Genomic DNA, 18346 nt, shown 5'->3' with positions numbered 1-18346 from the left:
CGATTAGGAGGCGTCAGCGTGGGTATGCTGTAATTCCGCGTTCACAGCAGCCACAATTTCCGTCGTCGCCAGCTCGAGGTCCCCTTTCGATGTGAAAGCGGACAGGCTCACTCGTAGTGTGGCCTTGGCATCCTCATAACTGATCCCCATAGCCGTAAGCACATGAGACGGAGCGGGTGAGCCAGCGCGGCAGGCGGACCCTGTGGAGAGACAGATTCCGCGCATCGCCAAGCGCTCGACGATCGCATCGGCGTCGCACCCCGGGATCGTCAAAGAGCACGTATTTGGCAGACGTAGTGCTTGAATCCCATTAAAACGTACTTGCGGCAGGCGAATAGCTAACTCCCGTTCAAAGTTGTTTCGAAGCGCTTCGATGCCATTAGCTACAAGCAGCCGCCGAGCCGCCTGTTCCGCGGCAACGGCCAGCCCGGCGGAGGCAGCGGTGTTCATCGTCCCGCCCCGTCGCCCGTCCTCCTGTTCACCATAAATAAGCGGTTCGAGCCGCAGCCCGTCCCTAATGTACAACGCGCCCACGCCTTTCGGGCCGTGGAATTTATGCGCCGATAGGGAGAGCAGATCGACTTCGACGAACTCTTCTGTCAGATCGACAGGTATCCGACCCACAACCTGCGTGGCGTCCACGTGCAGGATCGCCTCCGGAGCGAGGCGGCGAACGATCTCGGCCAAAACTCCAATGGGTTGAACGACACCCGTCTCGTTGTTCGCAGCCATGACAGAAACGAAGGCAGTGTCGGGTGTGAGTTTCGCAGCGAACGCATCTGGCTCGATCCGACCTGACTCATCCGGCTGCACGTAGCGTACTTCGGCTCCCTTGCGCGCCTGAGCGGCCACCGCTTCCAAGAGAGAGGGATGTTCGATGGCGGTGGTGACAATACGGCGGTTTCCAGCGCTCGCCATGACACCGGCGACTGCCCAGCTATTGGCCTCTGACGCGCCAGAAGTGAGCGTGAATTGCTTGGCGAGTTCGACATCGCCCAAGAGACGGGCCAAGGCTCGCTTTGCCTGCTGCACCACGTCGTGGGCGCCTAACAACTGACCGGCGGTCGACGACGGGTTGAGATACTGTTCTTTCAGAAATGGCAGCATCGCAGCAAGCGCTTCAGGCGCCAGCTGCGTGGTGGCGTTATTGTCCAGATAGGCGTGGATCATGATCCTTCATCCAGGTCCCGGCGAATAGCCTCTACGAGGCGTACGAGATCATCGTCGCTTACGAAGGGGACCTGGGCGAAAACTGGTTCGGTCCCACCACCCAAAATAGCCGCGAGATGGCCCTTTCCCAGTAAGCGCTCGGCTCCGCCTCCTTTCTGACCTAGGGAGAGGTCTGAAGTGCCGGCGCTGTCCACTCTTAATACCAACCGATTACCGAGATTGCTGCGCAGCTGCATAGGGAAAACTGTTGCGTCAGGACGCTGTGCGGCAAACACGAGATATATACCGGCCGCGCGCGCCTTGACCCCCAGCCGGCTCACCGCCGATTCAACCCCTGCTCGATAGGTGTCGATCTGCATCCAATCCGCAAACTCATCGTGGACGAGCCAGATAAGTGGCAGGGCCTTGGCAGCCTTAGCGTTGTAGGCGCGCAAATTTGCAGCTCGTGCGGCTTTGAACAACGCGTAACGCTGTTCCATCTCCGCCACCAAGGCGTCGAGGCGAACGAGGGCGTCTTCGGGGACGTCTACGATTCCGTCCACAAGGTGGGGCAGGGGTTCGAACGCGAAGTAGTCTACGCCGGCCTTCGGATCGATCAGGTGAATATGTGCCTGATCCGGGCGGTTGGTCGCCGCGATGCCAAGAAGGATGTTCTGAATGAGCACAGACTTGCCGCTTCCTGTGCTGCCGGCCACGAGAGTGTGCGGCGCCGGCTCTGGTTCCAGGAACAACGGGCCACCGTCGTCCTCTTTGACCGCGATCAGCAGGCGCGCATTGGGTTGGTCGCGATCGACCTTCCAGTCGCGCCAGACTTCGCCGATGGTGAGGGTCTCGCGCTTCGGCCGCCGGATGGAGATCGCCACCCGTCCGGGCTCGGCCCTCACGTTCACCACCTCCAGGCTGTGGGTTGTCTCCAACTCCCTCAGCTTCCGCTCGACGGTCGCGACAGTGAGCTCGTCGGTGCCGCGAAATTTCAGTAACGCCGCGTTGGGTGTCAGCACCGCCTGTTCCAAACGCGCCGACATGCCATACCGCAGTAGGGCGTTTCGGCAGCGCGTCCCGATATCTTCAAGCCAGGCGGCGTCTTGTGCGTCGCCATGCGCGCCCAGCCCGGTCAAAGCGAGAGCGGCTTGGAAGTGTGTGACCGGGGCCCTCTCTGAAATTACGTCGCCCGGTGCTTCAACAGCGTCGGCACTCGGCTCGTCGACCGCAGTGGCCGGCATCGGCGCGGGGTCTGGCAACGTCGGCATGGTGATTGGCGGACTCTCGAAACCACGGCTTCCGGGCGGGCTCTCGCCGCGGACTTCCTGGCGCAAAGCTGTAGGATCCTCATCCTTCGCATAGCAGCGCAGCAGTCGTCGCAAGCTGTCGGGGCCGTATTGTTCTTGCTCACCAGTATCGGTTTCGGCCACGCCCACCAACTTGTCCAGAGCGAGCGTCACGGCGTCTGGCCCCGCATGAGCAAAGACATGCGAGTACCCGCGGAGACGGATTTGGCATTCACCATCACGGAGGACCCGTCGCCAATCTGTGCTCTGGTCCGTGAGCCCGCCTGGGTCACGCAAACCGTCAAGCAGCATGTCCGACAGTCGCGCCAGCCAGATCTCGCGGTCCGCCGGCGGCTGTGTCGGGTCGAGGGCGCGCTCGAGCCGCTTCAATGTGTCTCGTAGCTGGCGTGCTGAGTCTCCTGCCTTCGCGGTGGCGGAGGCCGCCGTGACATACTTGGCTTCCGTCACCACGATATCCAGCACAGGCCGACCATCCTGCCCGACCCCCGGTGCCAGACACAGGAGATCGGCGATTCGCTTTTCGTCCTGCCCGAGCCAAGCCGCGTAGTCGTCGAGGAATATCCAGGCCTTGGGCCGGTCCCGTCCGAGCTCCGCTTCCACGAGGTAGCGGCTCATTACCACTCCTATAAGTTCGTTGGCATTGCTCCCCCGCTTGGCGGCACGCAGAACGATGTCACCCGAGACGGCATTGGCGTGGTCGATCAGCCGCGGTGCTAGAGCCGAAAGCTCCTCCGGCGTGAAGGCCGGGTCGAGCGCGCGCAGGCGACCCCGCAGGGTCGCCTGTAGCAGCTCGTCTGGGGCTTTGGAGGAGATCACTAGGTTCCGTCCTCCGGCGGCTGCATGCTTGTAGCGAATGATCCGGATCTTGCTGTCCATCAGCTGGCGGCGGTCGAGGAGGTCGTCAAAGTTGACCACCCAGGCCCCCAGCCGATGGGTTTCGTTGAGAATGGCCCGCGTTCCTGGATCCTGGATATCGGTCTGGCGAGCCGGCATCAGGGTGGCACCTGCGGCGCGCGCCTTGCCAGCCTGATGAGCATCGTGCAGTGCGCCCAGCGCATCCAGGAAGGCCCAGCCCTCCGACGGCTGCGCTGGGCATGCCAGGTACACCATGGCGTCGCGGTCACCGCGCCGAATCGGCCGGCGTCTGGACCAGTGACCGGTGTCGATCTGGTCGGCCGGATAGGTCATTCTCTGCAGTTCTACCCAGCCTTGCCGGGCGGCACGCGAAATCACGTCGTGGCAGAAGACGATGTCATACGGCGGTCCATCGGCCGAAGGATCGGGCGCGGCTTGGTTGACCATGATAGTGATCCGCAGGCGAGCCATGAAATCGCGGGTCGCTTCGCTGGCATGCAGGCCGTCTCCGTTCTGCTCGCGGCCCACCAGCTGTTGATAGAGGCCGCGCAAACGGCCCTCGTCGCGGTGCCGGAGCACCACTTGGCACATGGCCTCCCCGTCCTCGCCCTGCGCTTCGTTTCGGATAATGTCGACGACGGCTTGAGGGAGGGCGGCGGCGTCGCAGTTGTAGAGAACGACCGACAGGTTATCCCGCTCGTGCGGCTGGAGCGCGAGGTAGCGCTGCACCAGTTCGGCGATCTGTTTGGCAATCGGCGCGACATTGTCGCTGGTTGTCCCGCCGCGCCCCGCTTGAGCTACGGGCGGCTCGTGCAAGCTGTAGTCGTTCACCACATCGTTGAGCGACAGCACGATGGATTTCTCACCACGCCATCCCCCTACAATCTCCGGACGGAGGGGTTCGGCCAAAGCGCGGCGCAGTTCGTTGAAGAAGAGGCCGCCGGCGTCGGTAAATTCCACCGGTTCGTCCGCCAGAAGCCGCGCCATCTGGCGGCGGAGCATGCGCCAGCGCGCACCTTGAGCGGCAAGGCGAAGTGGTTGCCAAGGGCAGACGACGGCGAACCCAGCGATGTCGGAGGTCTCACCGGGATGGGCCACGCCCACATCGAGGGGCTGCCGCAGGAGCCGATCCAATGCCACTGGCGTGGAGACCTGATCAACGATCCCGGCAAGGAGCTGACCATAGAACTCCGCCTGGGTCTGTGCGCTCCCAGCGCCCCAGCCGGTGATTTCTACGTCCTCTAAAGCGGCGCGGTAGGCCCTTTCGAAAGCGTCGTAGCGGCCGCGGAGATCGTTAGCCACGGCATCCGAAACCAGCGCATCGGCCCTAAGATCCTCGAGCGCGGCCTTCCAGGCTTTGGTCAGAGACTGACACTTGGATCTGGCGGGCACGAAGGCGCCGCGCTCACGCGAGGCGGCCGGCTCAAGCGTCTTGAGATCGCCGAGATCGACTCTGCGCTCGTGAGTGCGCCCGGACCCCTTAGGTCGCCCTGCGACGCACTGGACTAGGGGCGTTCCGGTCACATTTGTGCGCAGCCGTTCAAGGTCTTGCGCGAGCGAAAGCCCGACGTCTCCGAGACCGCATTCCCATACCAACTTCAACTCGGCGCTTTTCTCGACAGCGCCGCCATCCCGACGCTCGACCCAGATCTTGAAGTTGAGCTGCCGTGCACGCCGGCTAGTGGCGTCTGCCGTACGTTGCTTGTGGACCGCAATCTCGCTGGCGAAGGCCGGGTAATCGAAGGCCGCGGTACGTCGGAACTCGACGACTCCAACCAAGGCTTGCCCGAGGCCGCGATAACGTGTTGCGAACTGCCGGACTGCCAAGTCGTTCAACGACATAAACCGGCTCTTGGCGTCTTCCTGCCCTTCGACGACGAGGACGCGTCCGGCGCCCGAAAGTTGATGGTGGGTCCGTTGCAGAGCCTGTGCGAGGCCGTCCAGGAAATCACGGCAATCCACCCGCTGGCCGAAGATGAACCGTTCCCAAAGCGCCGCCAGTCGCTGGTCATCGCGCAGCTCATGGGCGTGGGCCGTGTAGAACTCCTCGTCCTCGGGAAGCTTAGGAGGGCTTTTCTGGCGCCGCTGATCCTTGAAGGCGGTCAAGTAGTCGAGTTCGGCCTCGCTGACCAGCTCGGTGCGAATGCTGTAGAAGGTGTGGGTCTCTTCGCCGATGAACCGGCCCTCGCTCTTCTGGGCCTCCTCGAAGAAGCGCTCCAACTCCGACCAATCGTAGTGAAAGAGCTTTGTGGAACCGTCGCTGACGCCGTCCGGCGCCTCGACATAGGCTTCCAGCGCAGCAACCACCTCATCGCGCAACTCTTCGCGCAATTCGGTGAGTTTATCCCGGAGCCTAGTCCGGGAAAACGGGAGTTGGGCGGCGTCGCGCTTGGCGAGATAGCTCTGCCGACCCCAATGACGTTCGTAGCGCTGCCGCCATTGCGAGGACCAACCGAGCTTGCCTGGCGGAATATCGTCGAACAAGGCATCGTAGCGTGGCAGTCCGACCAGTATGAGCGCCCGGCCCAGCGCGCGCTGAGGCAAGGTGCCAGTCTCGAGGTCCGCCCGGACCGCCGAGACGTAACCCGCTACCTGAGGCAGCCCCACGCGATCGATCCGGAACAGTGCCTGCAGGGCGGCATGCAGGTGGGCTGCGCTATCCTCGGGAAGGCCGAGATCCCCACAGGCTTCGTCCACCCAATCGCCCACTCGTTCCGCGCCGAGCAGGGCGTCGGCGTCTATCTTCTCTACCTGCGCGAGCGATTGTAGTTGGCTGTCATCGGTGAGAGCCATGATACGACCTTCCCGGTCGCATACGGCGTGTCGAAGGTTAGTGGCGGCCTCGTCGGTCAGAAACTCCTGGGGGATTCCTGAGACCCCGTCATAGGCGTGGCGCGGGAGCTTGATGTCTAGCCGAGAAACGAGCGCCTCGTCCTGGCCGATCACCGAAACGATCCCAGCCACTTCGTCTGTAGAAAGACCGTGCAGCAGAAAGCGTGCGAAACCGGCTTTCTGTGCTTCACGGTCCAACGTCCTGCGGACCAAACGGGCGGCCATACGGCCGATGAGGCTAAGTTCCGCCGTCACTGGGAGGTGTCCTTGGCAAAGGGATTCAGCACGTAAGCGCAGCCATCGGAGAGGCGCTTAAGAAGGCCCATACTGCCAAGCCTGGCCTCTAGTCGCTCGCGGTTCTTTCCAAAAGCCCCCTCATTGAAGTCGAAGGGCGTAAGCGCGCTTCGGGCCTCTTCAGGGCCGAAGACCAGGCCATAGTGGACGTAGAGATCGGCGAGGAACTTACTGAATTCGGCGCGCTTCTTGACCCGGGCGATCACCAACGTCTTCAGGAGCTCGTCGGTTGGCGCGTAGCGGTTGCGGTTCGTGCCTCGCGAAGACACCAATCCAACATAACGTCCGTACCGCAGGTGAATCTGACCCGCGTTTTCGTCGAGCTTGGACTCTGCCGCCTGCTCGAATTGAAAACGAAGCGCCTCCACCGTTGCAGGACGCCCGTCGACCGAGTAACTGAATTCCTGTTTGAGGAGTTCACCGGCCCGCTCAAGCCGTTCATCTTCCGACAGATCGGAGGCCTCGTTCGATGGCCAGTTGGATTCCGACAAGACAGTCTCGGCGAAGAATATGAGCGATTGGCGAGCGAGGGCGTCGTTTTCATTGAAGCTAGCGATGGACCGCTGGCGCACCAACTCACGTCGGGGGGCGATAATCTCGCAGACCAAGCTTGGTCGGACCTTCCCGGCCCAGGCCGCAGCTGTCTCCAGCTGATAAAGCATCACATGCAGGCTCGCTAGCGGCGCAAGGTGACCAAAGGCGTCTTGGGCAGGCAAACCCAGGTTCAGGACCGCGAGCCAGTCCTCGGCCAAGCGGTCGAAGGCCGGGTGAGCCCGGTAGGGTAGGAAGGAATTGCCCTTCATCTGCAGACTCGGGCGACCATCGCTTTCGGCATTCAGCAGGCCGATCAGGCGGTTCTTTGGTTGGTCCGGGGCCAGAAACGCCGCCAACTTGGGCCGGAGTTCGTCCACCCGCTTGGCTCGGGATAGCATCAGATAGAGGATCTCACCCGTTCGGCCGAAGTTGATGTAGTCGCGACGCGGATCGCCGCCAGTGATAATAGCGTCGCTGAAGAGTGCCTGGGCGCCGAAGGGGAAGATGAATCGCGAGGACCAGCGGCGATTGTTGTCACCTTCCAGCGTCGTCTGGCGAACGAGGGCGACGAGATCCGCAAAGTCGTGGAACCGGCTGAAGCGGCGTTTGAGATAGTCGAAGCCTTCGGCCGGGGCGGCCTCAGCGCCTTCCACGCTCTTGAACCAAAGCGCCCACAGGGTGTCGTCTTCGTAGGGCAGCGCCGCTACCTCCGCGAGCTCGTCATTGTTGAACAGAATGTTGCGCAGACCCATCCGATAGCTGAGGGCGTACGGTTGCAGGCGGGTGGGTTCTTGGGCCGCCAGCAAGCCGCCCGGCTCTCGTTGCTGCGCCTCGGCCACGTTCAGGAATTCGAGCAGCAGCAGCCACGGGTTCTGGCGCGGCCACAGGCGATGGCCGAACACGGCCTCCTCCAACCAGACCTTGACGTCGCTGAACACATCCCAGCTGTGCGGGACCTTGGTGAAATTTTCCGGCGCCTGAAGGTTCAAAGGGTCACGCTGAGCTGCCGCGAGTGCAGCGCCCCTTCTGCTGTCAGGCTGAGGATTGCAATGGGCGCGGGCCGATCGCCAATAAGTGCGTAGTACTGAGAGAGGATTTGGCTCTTGAAGGCCAGGACATCCTCGTTGCATTCCTTCGAGAAGCTTCCTGGCAGTGCGCCTTGGGCCACTCGCATTAGGAATTCGTACCGGGTGAGATGCAGCTTGAAAGTGGCGCTGTGCTGCGGCCCGCCTAGAGATACCCGCAAGACCGGGATGTGGTCCTCTCCGAGCGCCACTCCCACCTCATCACCATGGATACTCCGCTGGATGGCCGCTTCGTACAGGAAGATGTCGCTAACGCGCGCGGTGCTCAGATCTAAACCGGTGCTTAGATAAAGCTTGTCCATTTCGGCGACCAGCATCCCTGTCCAGATGCGGTTGAGACCGCAGACCAGCCGCTTCAGCACGCCTGAGTCCACTGGCTGGCCGGCGCGGAGGCGCTGGAGAACTTGGGCACGATAACTGCCAGCGGCGTGGAAGACGCTGAGCTTCCACGGATCGAGGCGGCCAGAGGATTCTGGCAGGCGGAAAAAGAGCCGTCGGCGTTCGTTGACTAATGCGGCCAGGAAGGCCTGCGCCTGTTCGACACGCTCGTCCTCAGCCTCCAAGTAGGCGATGCGCATCTCATCAAACCTGGCATTTGAGCCATAGTAGGGATCGGAGGCGAGGAAACGCTCATGGTCGGCTTGAAGCGTCGGATCGGCGGCTCCGAAGATCAACAAGCCGTCCAGGGCATTGCTGGTTTCCCGACCGATGCGGAAGCCGCCCAGGTGACGGAAAACCGCAGACTGCTCCCGCCGACGCTCTGTGAGGTTTGCCCCGAACAGATTGCCGTAAAGCGTCGCCTCGTGCGCGCGGTCCTCCCGCGCGAGCTGGCGAAGCTCTTCCACCGTCGCCAGCCCGTCCTGCGCGCCCGACCAGCCCAGCAGGCTGTTGACCAAGAGGAGGAGCACCTCTCGGATGGGGATGTGCAGTCCGTTGGCATCGAGGAGTTCGGCTATCGCTAAGAGCCGCGCCTGGATCGCAGGGTCCGACAGCAATCGGAAATTGCGGAAAAAAGGTGACGCCGGGCCGAACGCCGGATCGTCAGCAGCCTCGTCCTCCAAACAATGCCATTCGACCCGGTCGAGCAGGCACGTGAGCGCCTGCTCCAGAACTGCCTTGGTAGGCATCCGACTCAAGTTCAGGAACAAGAGATTTAGGCCTGGCGCGGACTGTCGGTCCGTCGCCAACAGGTCTTCTAGCGTAGAGCTGAACGCCGCTGCGGGCGAACCCGCCGGCAACCCATCCCAAGCCTGAACGAGCTTGCCGTCATTGGCGGCGATGACAAAGATTTCCGCAGGATCCGCTTCGGTCATTGAGCGTGCGAAGCGGTTCAAGAGATCAAGTTTGTCATCCGGCCAAGGCAGGGTCTGAGGACACCAGGCACTGAACTCGAAGATGAAATGAATGGTCCGACGGCCGGTCGGTGTCTCGACCTCAAGCGGGAGGTAGTTACCACGGTGGCGACCGGTTTGACGTTCCGCTCCGCCGCCGAAGCGCGCCCATAGGTCGTTGCATAGCGTGGTCTTGCCATCGCCGGCAGTCCCCGTGAGCACCACATTGGTAAGCCGCCCACGGGGCGGATCCAATGCCTGATCGAGTGTCGCGGTCGTGGGATGGGTGAAGAGCAGCGGGTCCGTCCCGTGGGCGGCCGCGTGGCCCGCAGTCGACTCTGCAAACATCCCATCAACGCGGTTCGCTGGTCCGTAGCCGCGTAAGAATCCCACCCAACGTTCGCCGGGGGTGGGTTCGGTCTTCGGCGGCGGGTCGGATTCGGACATGCGGTGCGCCTAGAGCTGACAGATCATGCAGCCGTCACGGGCGGGCTCCTCCAATTCGAGCCCTCCCAAGACGGCAGCCAGCGGCCGATTCGGTGTGCGAACGCGTCGCCGCTCCTGGGCTTTGCGCGTACTTTCTTCGATCTCCGCCATCCGCTCTGGCCGTTCGATCTCCGTCAGCGGCTCATCGGTCCAGTGGAACACCTGGCCGTTGATGCGGTTGGGCTTTTCATAAGCCTTCGCCTGTTCGTAGAGCTCCGGATGGTGCGTCTTTAGGCGGACCCATTCGATCTTCTGCTGGTAGAAACAGAAGAAGCAGCCCGAGCGGGTCCTACCCCATTCCGTGTATGGAGGCAGGCCAAGACCCGCGTCATCGAGGATGCGCACCACGCCGGCGTAGTCGATGCCGTCCTCCACAAAGGGGAAGACCGCCTTGATGTTGGGCTTGTGGCTGATGTAACCGACCCGGTTCTCGTCCGCCCGGATACCAACGTAGTTCACACACGCCTCGACCCCAATGTAGGCCTCGAATGGCTTCAGTTTCAGCAGGTCGGTACACCAGCGGCGCTTCCCAGATGGCAGCATGCCGCCTTTGGTGCGAAGCACATCGTCGAACGTCTCCCGCGTCGTAGTCCGGACGACCTTCGTGCCGAGATAGGCTTCGAGCCGCTCGATATACTCAAGTGTGTCCGGGAGCTCCTTCCCGGTGTCATGGAAGATGTACTCCATGTTCTCCACCCGGTCTCGGAGATAAATGGCCAGTGCCGTACTGTCCTTGCCTCCCGAAAGGCTGAGAATGTGTCGGACCGGTGTCTCATTGATCATTTGAAGGTCTCCCCAAGTCCCTGGTCGGATCCGGGTCATCTGCCGCACTACGAGCAACCGCCACCAAAGCCCGGGCCGCAGCGAGGACGCCCTGGCGCCCATGTCGAGACAATAGCTCAGCAAACTCCGATTGGATTCCGTCGACCTGCAGGTCTGCAGCCGTCCCGCGTACCAAATCATTGAATTCTTGGCCATCGGCCGAGGTGATGACAACGTGGAAGGCTGTTTCTCCTTTCACGACGTCGAGCCGGCCATTCTCGTTGACGATGGTCGCCAGGACGCGGCTGAAACGACGGCCAAGCAATTTGAGCCGATGGTGGAATTCACGCTCGTCTGGCTCGGCCCATCGCTCTGGCGGCTTGCGAGCCAAGAAACTTGCGATCGACTCGAGCCAGGCCTTGGGCGGAAGAGCGCCGTCGGCAAGTCTGAGCGCAAAGGCCTTGAGCTCGGTTTCCACGATCGCCCCTTTGGCAGGAGCGGCGCGGCGGGCGAGCACCGCCTGCACTGCTTCCAGCGGGCCCGCGGCATCCATGATGTCAGCCACTGCGGCCGTCAATCTGTCCAGCAAAGCCGGATAGGCGTCCCGCATGTCTCGGACCGCCGCGGCCATGGCACGTATGAAGTCCTCCAGTCGTTCTTCTTCGAGAGGCCCGGTTGCGGTGAAGGGCTCGAGTCCGCAAGCAAGCGGAAGGTCGGTAAAGAGCAGCGCAGACGGATCCGATGCTCGTAGCAAAGATGCGCGGACCGCAGCCGTCGTGACGCTAATCGCGCGAGTCCGTCGAGCGTGATCCGGCAGGCGGGCGACAAACTGGAGCAGCGGTCGGACGACATCTAGAAGATCCGGCGCCTCCGCCTGTGCCGGCACGCCCAAGATCGCGGCGAGACGGGTGAACACCTCGGTGCGCACGCCCTCCACGGCGCAGTGCTGGATAGCAAAGTGCTCCGGTTCCTTGAGCATCCGTGCGAACTCGGGACCGCCGGCTTGGTCCAGATAAGTGCCGTCCTCATAGACTGCGGTATGGTGCCAGTGCGCCGCCAGATAGACCGCCAAGAGTAGGGGGATAAGGCCGTCCCGCACTCCATATGGTGGGAGGCGCAACGCCTCGACGATGTCCAGATATGGAACGCGGCGATCACCTTCCGCCGTCAACAGTTCGCCGATGCGCTCAAGAGCGGGGGTGAGCCGTAACGGGTCCAGTGCGGCCGGTGTCTCCACGCGCCAGCACCCGTCGCGTTCAACATGCACTTCGCCCTGACGTAAGACAGAAAGGTAGATGGCCATTTCGGGTGGTGTATGGGCTCCATCCAGACCTAGCAGTGGCTGGTCTGCTTTCAGAGCAAGGGCTTCGACAAGCAGGGATCTCGCTCGCGCTGCGGCCGAGGACAGGACTCGTCTGTTGATCAGCTCGTTTCGCACGCGGGGGGAGAACCGGTAAGCCGTATCGCAGATTTCCGAGAGCCGAGCGGCGAGATCGCGCCCTGACTCTACAGACAACCTCTCGCCGCTGTGGAACCATGTGCTTGCACCGGCTCCGTCCCCGCGGAGGTCGAGCAGCTCATTTAGGGCCCGGCGAAGTCTATCCTCGGCGAGATCAAGCTGGCGGGACACTTCTTGGCGGGCCAAGCGATCGCCGGCCAAGGCAGGTGTATTCTCGCGCACCCACGCCCAAGCGCGGACGTCACGCAGGAGAGGCGCAAGTGTCCCCACGGGTTCGGGCACGCCAACGAGGAGGACGTCGTTCCAGGCCTTATGGTTGCCAATGATTTCTAGCACCTCGCGGCGCTCCGCCGTGGTGCGGTTGAGCGCCACAACAATGCGGCCGTCCACCCGCGATAGGTCCGGAGCCTCGGCTAGCGCTCGACGAAGCTCGACGGGTTCCGCGTAAATTACCTCGAAGTGCCGGAGCGCCCCGGTTTCCACATAATGGCGTCGGGCCAGTACCGGATCGCTGGGCAGGACGCGTCTCAAGGCGTCCAGCAGTCCATCCGTCACATCTGACGCCTTGAGTCCTTCCTGAAGAGCCGTTTCAAGGTCAACGCTCGTATGGGGCCATAGGCATAGGCCGCCACCCGCGCCCCGGTCATAGAGTAGTTTCGCGGTCGTACTCAGCCGCTCTACTGCCGCCTCCGCTGCCCGGAGGCTAGCGGAGTCCCCGCCTGCGATAGCAAGCACCAAAAGTTCTCGGGTAAGGGATAGGCCGGGGTCGTCCAGAAGGTTGAGCAATCCTACCGCCTTCAAGGCGGCAACCTCGAGGGCGTTATCCACCATCGCGCTTCGAATTACGGAATCCACCACACCAAAGCGCGTGGCAGCCGGTCCAGCCGCCAGGGCGCTCGAAAGGTTGGTGGTGAGATAGTCGTAAAGATGGTTCAGACGGTAGACTTGCAGGCGCTCGTGGGCGGCACGCGCGTGATCCATCAGTCCGTGCGGCTCGGCGGAGGATAGGAAGCTGAACAGGGATCGCTCGTTCTGTCCGAAAACGCCGCAAAATCCGAACGAGCACTGGTAGCACCATGGGATCCAACGGCAGGAGTTGCGGCGCTAGTGCCGCCAAATCCTCAACTGGCGCGCCAACACCATACCAGCCCGCCGCCAAGACCTGACGCATGGCGCTGCGAGCATGCTTGGCAAGTCCGGCGGGCAGGCGAGCCTGATCGAGGTCCAGCGCCGCTGCCACAAGCAGGGCGCTTTGTTCGAGTGGTGGCGCAAAGAGCACTTCCTCGAAGCGACCGCTGACCTTCTCCCACTCCCGCCGTTGCTCGATAGCTAGATCTTGCGTATAGGCCGCCACTCCTTGGTGGAGCACGGCCATGACCACGATAGGAGTTTCTCCGCTGCGGGCGGCCACCTCCGCCAAATGTTGCAATAGATGGACATCGTCATCTGTGGTCCGCGCGGCGTACTCGAGGTTCTTGCCTAATTCGTCGAGCACCACCAGTAGACCGTCAGCCAAACCCATTGTGCGAACCTGCGCCGCCACCGCCTCCAGGGTCTCCACGATTGTGGACGCCGAGACACCTAAGGGATGGGCCAGGATCTTGGCCACGCTTTTTGACGGCCGCATTCCCAACCGCGCCACAGTTGCCCCAAGGGCGGCTGTGAGGCTACGCGCAACAGCCTCGCGCTCTCCCGCCACCAGTACAGGTGCGAGGCGGACGAGAGGAGAAGATTGTCGCAGAGCTTGCGGCAGTCCCTCCAACGCACCTTCAGCATAACGAGCAAAGGCCAGGCCGAAGCTCGACTTACCTGCGCCGTAGTCTCCTGTGATTCGCCAGGCACGCGCTGTGCTTCCTGGGGTCAGACTTTGGGCAAGCCGCTCAAACGTCGCCTTGATAAAAGGGGTCACCACGTAATGCGTCGAAGCCGCTGGATCGGCGTAGTCGCGCTCGATTTGAATCGACCGAAGGTGGCGGGGGTTCACCCGCAAGAAAGGTATTTGTTCGAGTCCGTCTTCAACATGCACCGGCCTACGCACTGGCTGCCCCCTTTGTTCGGATGGGCGCGCGCCGATAGGCGGCCAGTAAGGCCGTCGGCAATGAGGGGGCAGGTCCGCGGCGGCGCACTTGATATTGGTTCAAACTCTCATGTAGCTCAAAGCCCGACCGCGGATCGTCCGATAGCGCTCGTAAGCGATCACGGACGTCCGCTTCCGGGAGTTTGAAAACCCGGCCGGGGCTGCCGGGGCCATGGGCAACTTCGTGGAACGCAGCGATGCCGTCCCGCGCTTCTGCCCCCCACCAATCGAGCAGGGCATAACGGAACAACGGCAGGCTGATGCTGCGCTTTAGGCCAAGGTCGAAAGCGAATACCGGCTCGCGGCGTCCGCCCGTTTCGCGTTCTCCAGCTGGGCGCACAAAGCCGAGGGCCGCGAGGGGGCTGTCCAAGCCATCCTCCATCGCCCGGGCGCCGCGAGGAGATGAATAAGTGCGCAACCAGACATCAATGTGCTGCTTCAGGGTGATTTCGGAGAGGCTACGCCCCTCCCGCTCCGCCTGCCGCGCGAACTCCTGAATCGCTGCACTGCTGGTGAAGGTCGGATCGTTCCAGCGGTTTACCAAAAGGTCCCATGCGAAAAAGGGCGCTTTTCGGAGGCTCGAGATCTTCCAATGCAGCCACCAAAGCGTCTGGGGATCCTCCAAGTAAGGATCTGTACCTTGGCGTGCGAAAATCACAGCGGCTTCCTCGGTAAGCTGCCATCCATCAGAAGTTCGGCGCGCGACTCCGTAGGCCTCCACCCAACATCGCAATGCCTCTACCATGTTTTTACCGAGCCCTAGCTCAACAACCCCTTCCAGCGGATTGGTCAGTACATCCCTGCCGTCCTCGATAGCCGCCACGGCTTTTGGCAACCAGGCGATCCGGAGCGCAAATGTTTGATGACCACTGAACCGATATCCGCCGACTGGATCGTTCAGATTGAGATTGTCCCGATTCGTCATGCCTTTAGGCTAGTGAGTTTTACTTGGGAACTCCAGCGAAGCGGTCGTCTTTCGCCCAATTCATTATAGCGCGGCCGCTGTGGCGTGTGGAGGACGGCGAAACCTCTCGTCTTGGCGTGATCGGCAGGCTGCTTGACGCCGGGGCGACCTTATCGTTCAGACAGGTTGATTGCTCAATTGCGCCGAAATGAATCGCCGTTTGTCGTGGCGGGGCAGTCCGACTAGCCTTGGCGAAGAGCTGGTTCAACGGGCGTGATCGACGGCGGGCGCGGGTTCCATCCGCAGCTAAACCCCTGGTTGGCCGCAATCTGAGTGAGTGGCCGATAGAGGTCAAGATAGCGCTCGATGAAGTTCTGATCACTCGTTGTTCGCAGGGTCGAGAAGTCTGTGCGAAGCGCAGCCACATAATCCTCAGCAATTCGAGCCGTCGCACAGTCCGAACGAATCAACCGGTAGTGTAGTCGTGCTAGGGATGGAACGTACTGACGATCTGGAACGCTGTCGGATTTCTCGCGGTTTGTTTGTGGCGTGGCAGGGGCAAGATTCCAAATTAGGTCGTGAGCAAGAAAACAGCGCGGTAGGAAGTGATCGACCGAGAACGTGGCATCCAGTGGCGCATCGGTGAAGATGTCAACTAAGGTCACGCCGTGCTCGGCCGCCGTTGTAAAGAAACGCCGCGCAGGACCTAGATCACGTATGGGCGGCGGCCCAAGCTTACCGGGGATTCCGGGTGCGTTCGGATTTCTCGCTTGCAAGAACAAGGAGAGTTTTTGCTCCGCGAGGCCACGAACAATTGGCGAGGCGTCCATCAACCATAAGCGCCACACCGAGTCCATCGATAGCTCAGCTTCGCCACGAACTCCGACGCTTAGCGAGTAAGGAGCCGACGCCCCTCCAACCACCCGTCGCGCAGCGAGTTCCGTGATGGCCCGTGTCCGACGATCGTCTCGCATCGACGGCTCCAAGGCGTCCACGAACCATGGGGAGATGAACCTTGTTGGAACGTACCGCCCTAGGCTCTCCAGACGTTCTCTCGCCTCAGCCCATCCCTTCAGCGCCTGCCGCACATCCTGCTCACGCGCTTGGCCCGGCAGGCCGCTATGAGCGGCAAGATCTAACACCAGGTTCTGAAGGCGATCGTGGTATCCCAGCGAAAGACGATAGAGAACCACTGGATACCAGGCGGCAACGACCATCTCCTCCACGACAGCTGTAACGGAGAGGCGGTCCCCATTCGGCAGAAGCTTCAACAGGCCGATCAGCCAAAAATATTTATAGGAACTGGCGGTGTCCGCGAAAGTGCGAGCCAGGAAAGCTACTTGTGCCGGGCTGCATACCTTGTTGACGGCGTCGTTACGATTCATGGCTCAGCCGCGGGGCGATTCGGGCCACGGCGGCAGCGCGAGTGCGTCGGGTACGACCAACGGCTCAAGTGGCCTGTGTGCTTGCGCAGGGGCAGACCGCAGCAAATTGACTCGTTCTTTGAGGCGTTCGGCTTCCGCCCTAAGAACTCCATCCAGTTGATGTGGATAGATATAAACTGCGAACCGCTCTGGTTCATTGCCGAGCGCCCCTGCCTTGGCGAGATTTAGCATGGTGAAGTGCGTACCGGCCCTGGCCAGGTAGGGTAGGGCCGCAGGATCAGCAAGGCCGGACTTGGCCCGGATCAGATCTCGCAAAACAAGACCGTTGCGAATGATCTCCTCAACGATAGTCTGATCGGGCTTGGACAATCGGGGAAACCAATTCGGATCAAGCAATTTCAACAAGGTGCGGATATTGCTGTCGCTCTGCCGCGAGCGAAATTCCTCGGCGAGAAGCCTGTTCTCCTCCGATAGTTGCTGATACGGGCCATAGAACCCCTCAAGGCGCGCTCGCAGCTCCACGAGCTCCATCTCGTTGGCTTTCTGATTAACGGCGTCTTCGACATTTCGCCTGCCGGCTTCAATGGTCCTGCGCGTTGTCCACTGTGACGCAATTACGCCGAGCAGCGCACCTGCCAATGCGAGTAGCGCCGGCAACGATGGAGACCACCATGGCGGTGCGCTGTTCGACTGCAGGACCACAGGGGGGAGGGATTCCACACGAACTAAAATCGGAAGCGCAGGAGCTTGGCCGGGCGCAGCCTCGGACGGTGTGATAGGTGGTGAGATCGCCAAGTTAGGCGCCGGCGCCGGCTGCTCAGCGGCCGCCCAGAGCGCGGTAGAAAAGACGCCCGCACAAGCAACGATTGACAGCTGATAGATCAAGGACTTGGTGGGCCCTCTACCGTCGCCTTGCCCAACAGTTGATCCACCGGGCTCGCGCGCCCGGTCGGCTCGACCCGCCCTCTTGTACATCCAACCGCTCCACATCGAATCCCGCAGCGTGAACGCTAGCATGCCACTCTTGAGGATCGAAGTAGGTGAACCACCGTCCGTCAGGGTCCTGTTGTTCACTCGCCCCTGACTTTACAGACGTGAACAGACGCCCGCCCGCTGTCAGGATTCGACGGATTTCACTCAAGCTGCTGGGGATATCGGCACGTGGCAGATGAAGCAGCGACGCTGCAGCCCAAGCGCCACCGAACGTTTTGTCGGGAAAGGGCATCTGTCGCATGTCGGCCACAACGACCGGCGCTCCAGAGTGGCTGCGGGCAATGCGGGCGAGGCTCTCCGCCAGATCGAGCCCCACAACTGGACGGCCGTGGCGCGCGATCACCTCTAAATCGCGGCCAGCACCGCAACCGAGATCCACGACCATAGCTCCCTGTGAAAGTGTGGCTAAGAAGGCGCCGAGGGCCTCAGTCACGGAAAGAGTCAAGGTGCGCGCAGCATAGTCGGCCGCATTTGTCTCGTAATAGGCTCGCGTGCTTCCTCGCTCGTCGATCACACTTGCCAGCGAGGAGTGACCGCCTTGGTGCAACCCTCTAACTGAACGGATCATGCTTTCATCGTCTTCCATCTGCGAAATCGAAACGGCCAGTGGCCGTTGCCTCAATTACGGTTGAGTCTCTCGGCCCTTTCCATAGCGGCTTTTGGCCACGAGCGCGCGCTGCTCTGTCTAAGGCACCTGACTTCATCGAACTCAAGGCCGTGACGCGTCAGGGAGGACTACATGCTTGTTCTTTAACATCTAATCGCCACCGGATGAAAGTACCGAAGCCATCTGCAGTAAGTCCGTAATGATCCAGCAGGCGCATAAGCTCAGACATGACATCCGGGCGACTGATGTCGACAGGGAGGAGCTGGCCGGAGCATTTCCATCA

General features: G+C 61.7%; 10 protein-coding genes. All 10 read right to left on the bottom strand.

What is annotated here, in order from left to right; all coding sequences use genetic code 11:
• Nucleotides 1–3: 3 nt before the first annotated feature.
• A complete protein-coding gene (locus tag AC0V7N_RS37330; protein WP_496628414.1) occupies nt 4–1170 on the bottom strand; it encodes an aminotransferase class V-fold PLP-dependent enzyme in 1167 nt (388 codons plus the stop codon).
• On the bottom strand, nt 1167–6401 hold the full coding sequence (locus AC0V7N_RS37325) for an FtsK/SpoIIIE domain-containing protein (RefSeq protein WP_496628413.1): 5235 nt from the start codon (nt 6399–6401) through the stop codon (nt 1167–1169). The genes AC0V7N_RS37330 and AC0V7N_RS37325 overlap by 4 nt, the downstream gene beginning before the upstream one ends.
• Nucleotides 6398–7963 carry a hypothetical protein gene (locus AC0V7N_RS37320; protein ID WP_496628412.1) on the bottom strand — a complete coding sequence of 522 codons (1566 nt, stop codon included), beginning with the start codon at nt 7961–7963 and terminating at the stop codon, nt 6398–6400. The genes AC0V7N_RS37325 and AC0V7N_RS37320 overlap by 4 nt, the downstream gene beginning before the upstream one ends.
• Entirely contained in the window at nt 7960–9837 is a 1878-nt protein-coding gene (locus tag AC0V7N_RS37315; protein WP_496628411.1) for a hypothetical protein, read from the bottom strand. The genes AC0V7N_RS37320 and AC0V7N_RS37315 overlap by 4 nt, the downstream gene beginning before the upstream one ends.
• A gap of 9 nt (nt 9838–9846) precedes the next feature.
• Nucleotides 9847–10659: a phosphoadenosine phosphosulfate reductase domain-containing protein gene (locus tag AC0V7N_RS37310; protein WP_496628410.1), complete on the bottom strand. Its 813-nt coding sequence runs from the start codon at nt 10657–10659 to the stop codon at nt 9847–9849.
• Nucleotides 10649–13078, bottom strand: a complete 2430-nt coding sequence (locus AC0V7N_RS37305) for a hypothetical protein (protein WP_496628409.1) — start codon at nt 13076–13078, stop codon at nt 10649–10651. The genes AC0V7N_RS37310 and AC0V7N_RS37305 overlap by 11 nt, the downstream gene beginning before the upstream one ends.
• 1049 nt (nt 13079–14127) lie before the next feature.
• Complete coding sequence (locus AC0V7N_RS37300; protein WP_496628408.1) at nt 14128–15099, bottom strand: DUF4007 family protein; 972 nt, start codon at nt 15097–15099, stop codon at nt 14128–14130.
• Nucleotides 15100–15320: 221 nt separating this feature from the next.
• Nucleotides 15321–16463, bottom strand: coding sequence for an HNH endonuclease domain-containing protein (locus AC0V7N_RS37295; RefSeq protein ID WP_496628407.1), 1143 nt, complete (start codon nt 16461–16463; stop codon nt 15321–15323).
• A gap of 3 nt (nt 16464–16466) precedes the next feature.
• Nucleotides 16467–17120 (bottom strand): hypothetical protein, encoded by a 654-nt coding sequence (locus AC0V7N_RS37290; RefSeq protein WP_496628406.1) that lies wholly within the window; start codon nt 17118–17120, stop codon nt 16467–16469.
• A gap of 244 nt (nt 17121–17364) precedes the next feature.
• Nucleotides 17365–18042, bottom strand: a complete 678-nt coding sequence (locus tag AC0V7N_RS37285; protein ID WP_496628405.1) for a methyltransferase domain-containing protein — start codon at nt 18040–18042, stop codon at nt 17365–17367.
• Nucleotides 18043–18346 lie beyond the last annotated feature (304 nt).

The organism is Mesorhizobium kamtschaticum (genome assembly GCF_056174585.1).
This window is presented reverse-complemented; position numbering and strand designations above follow the sequence as displayed.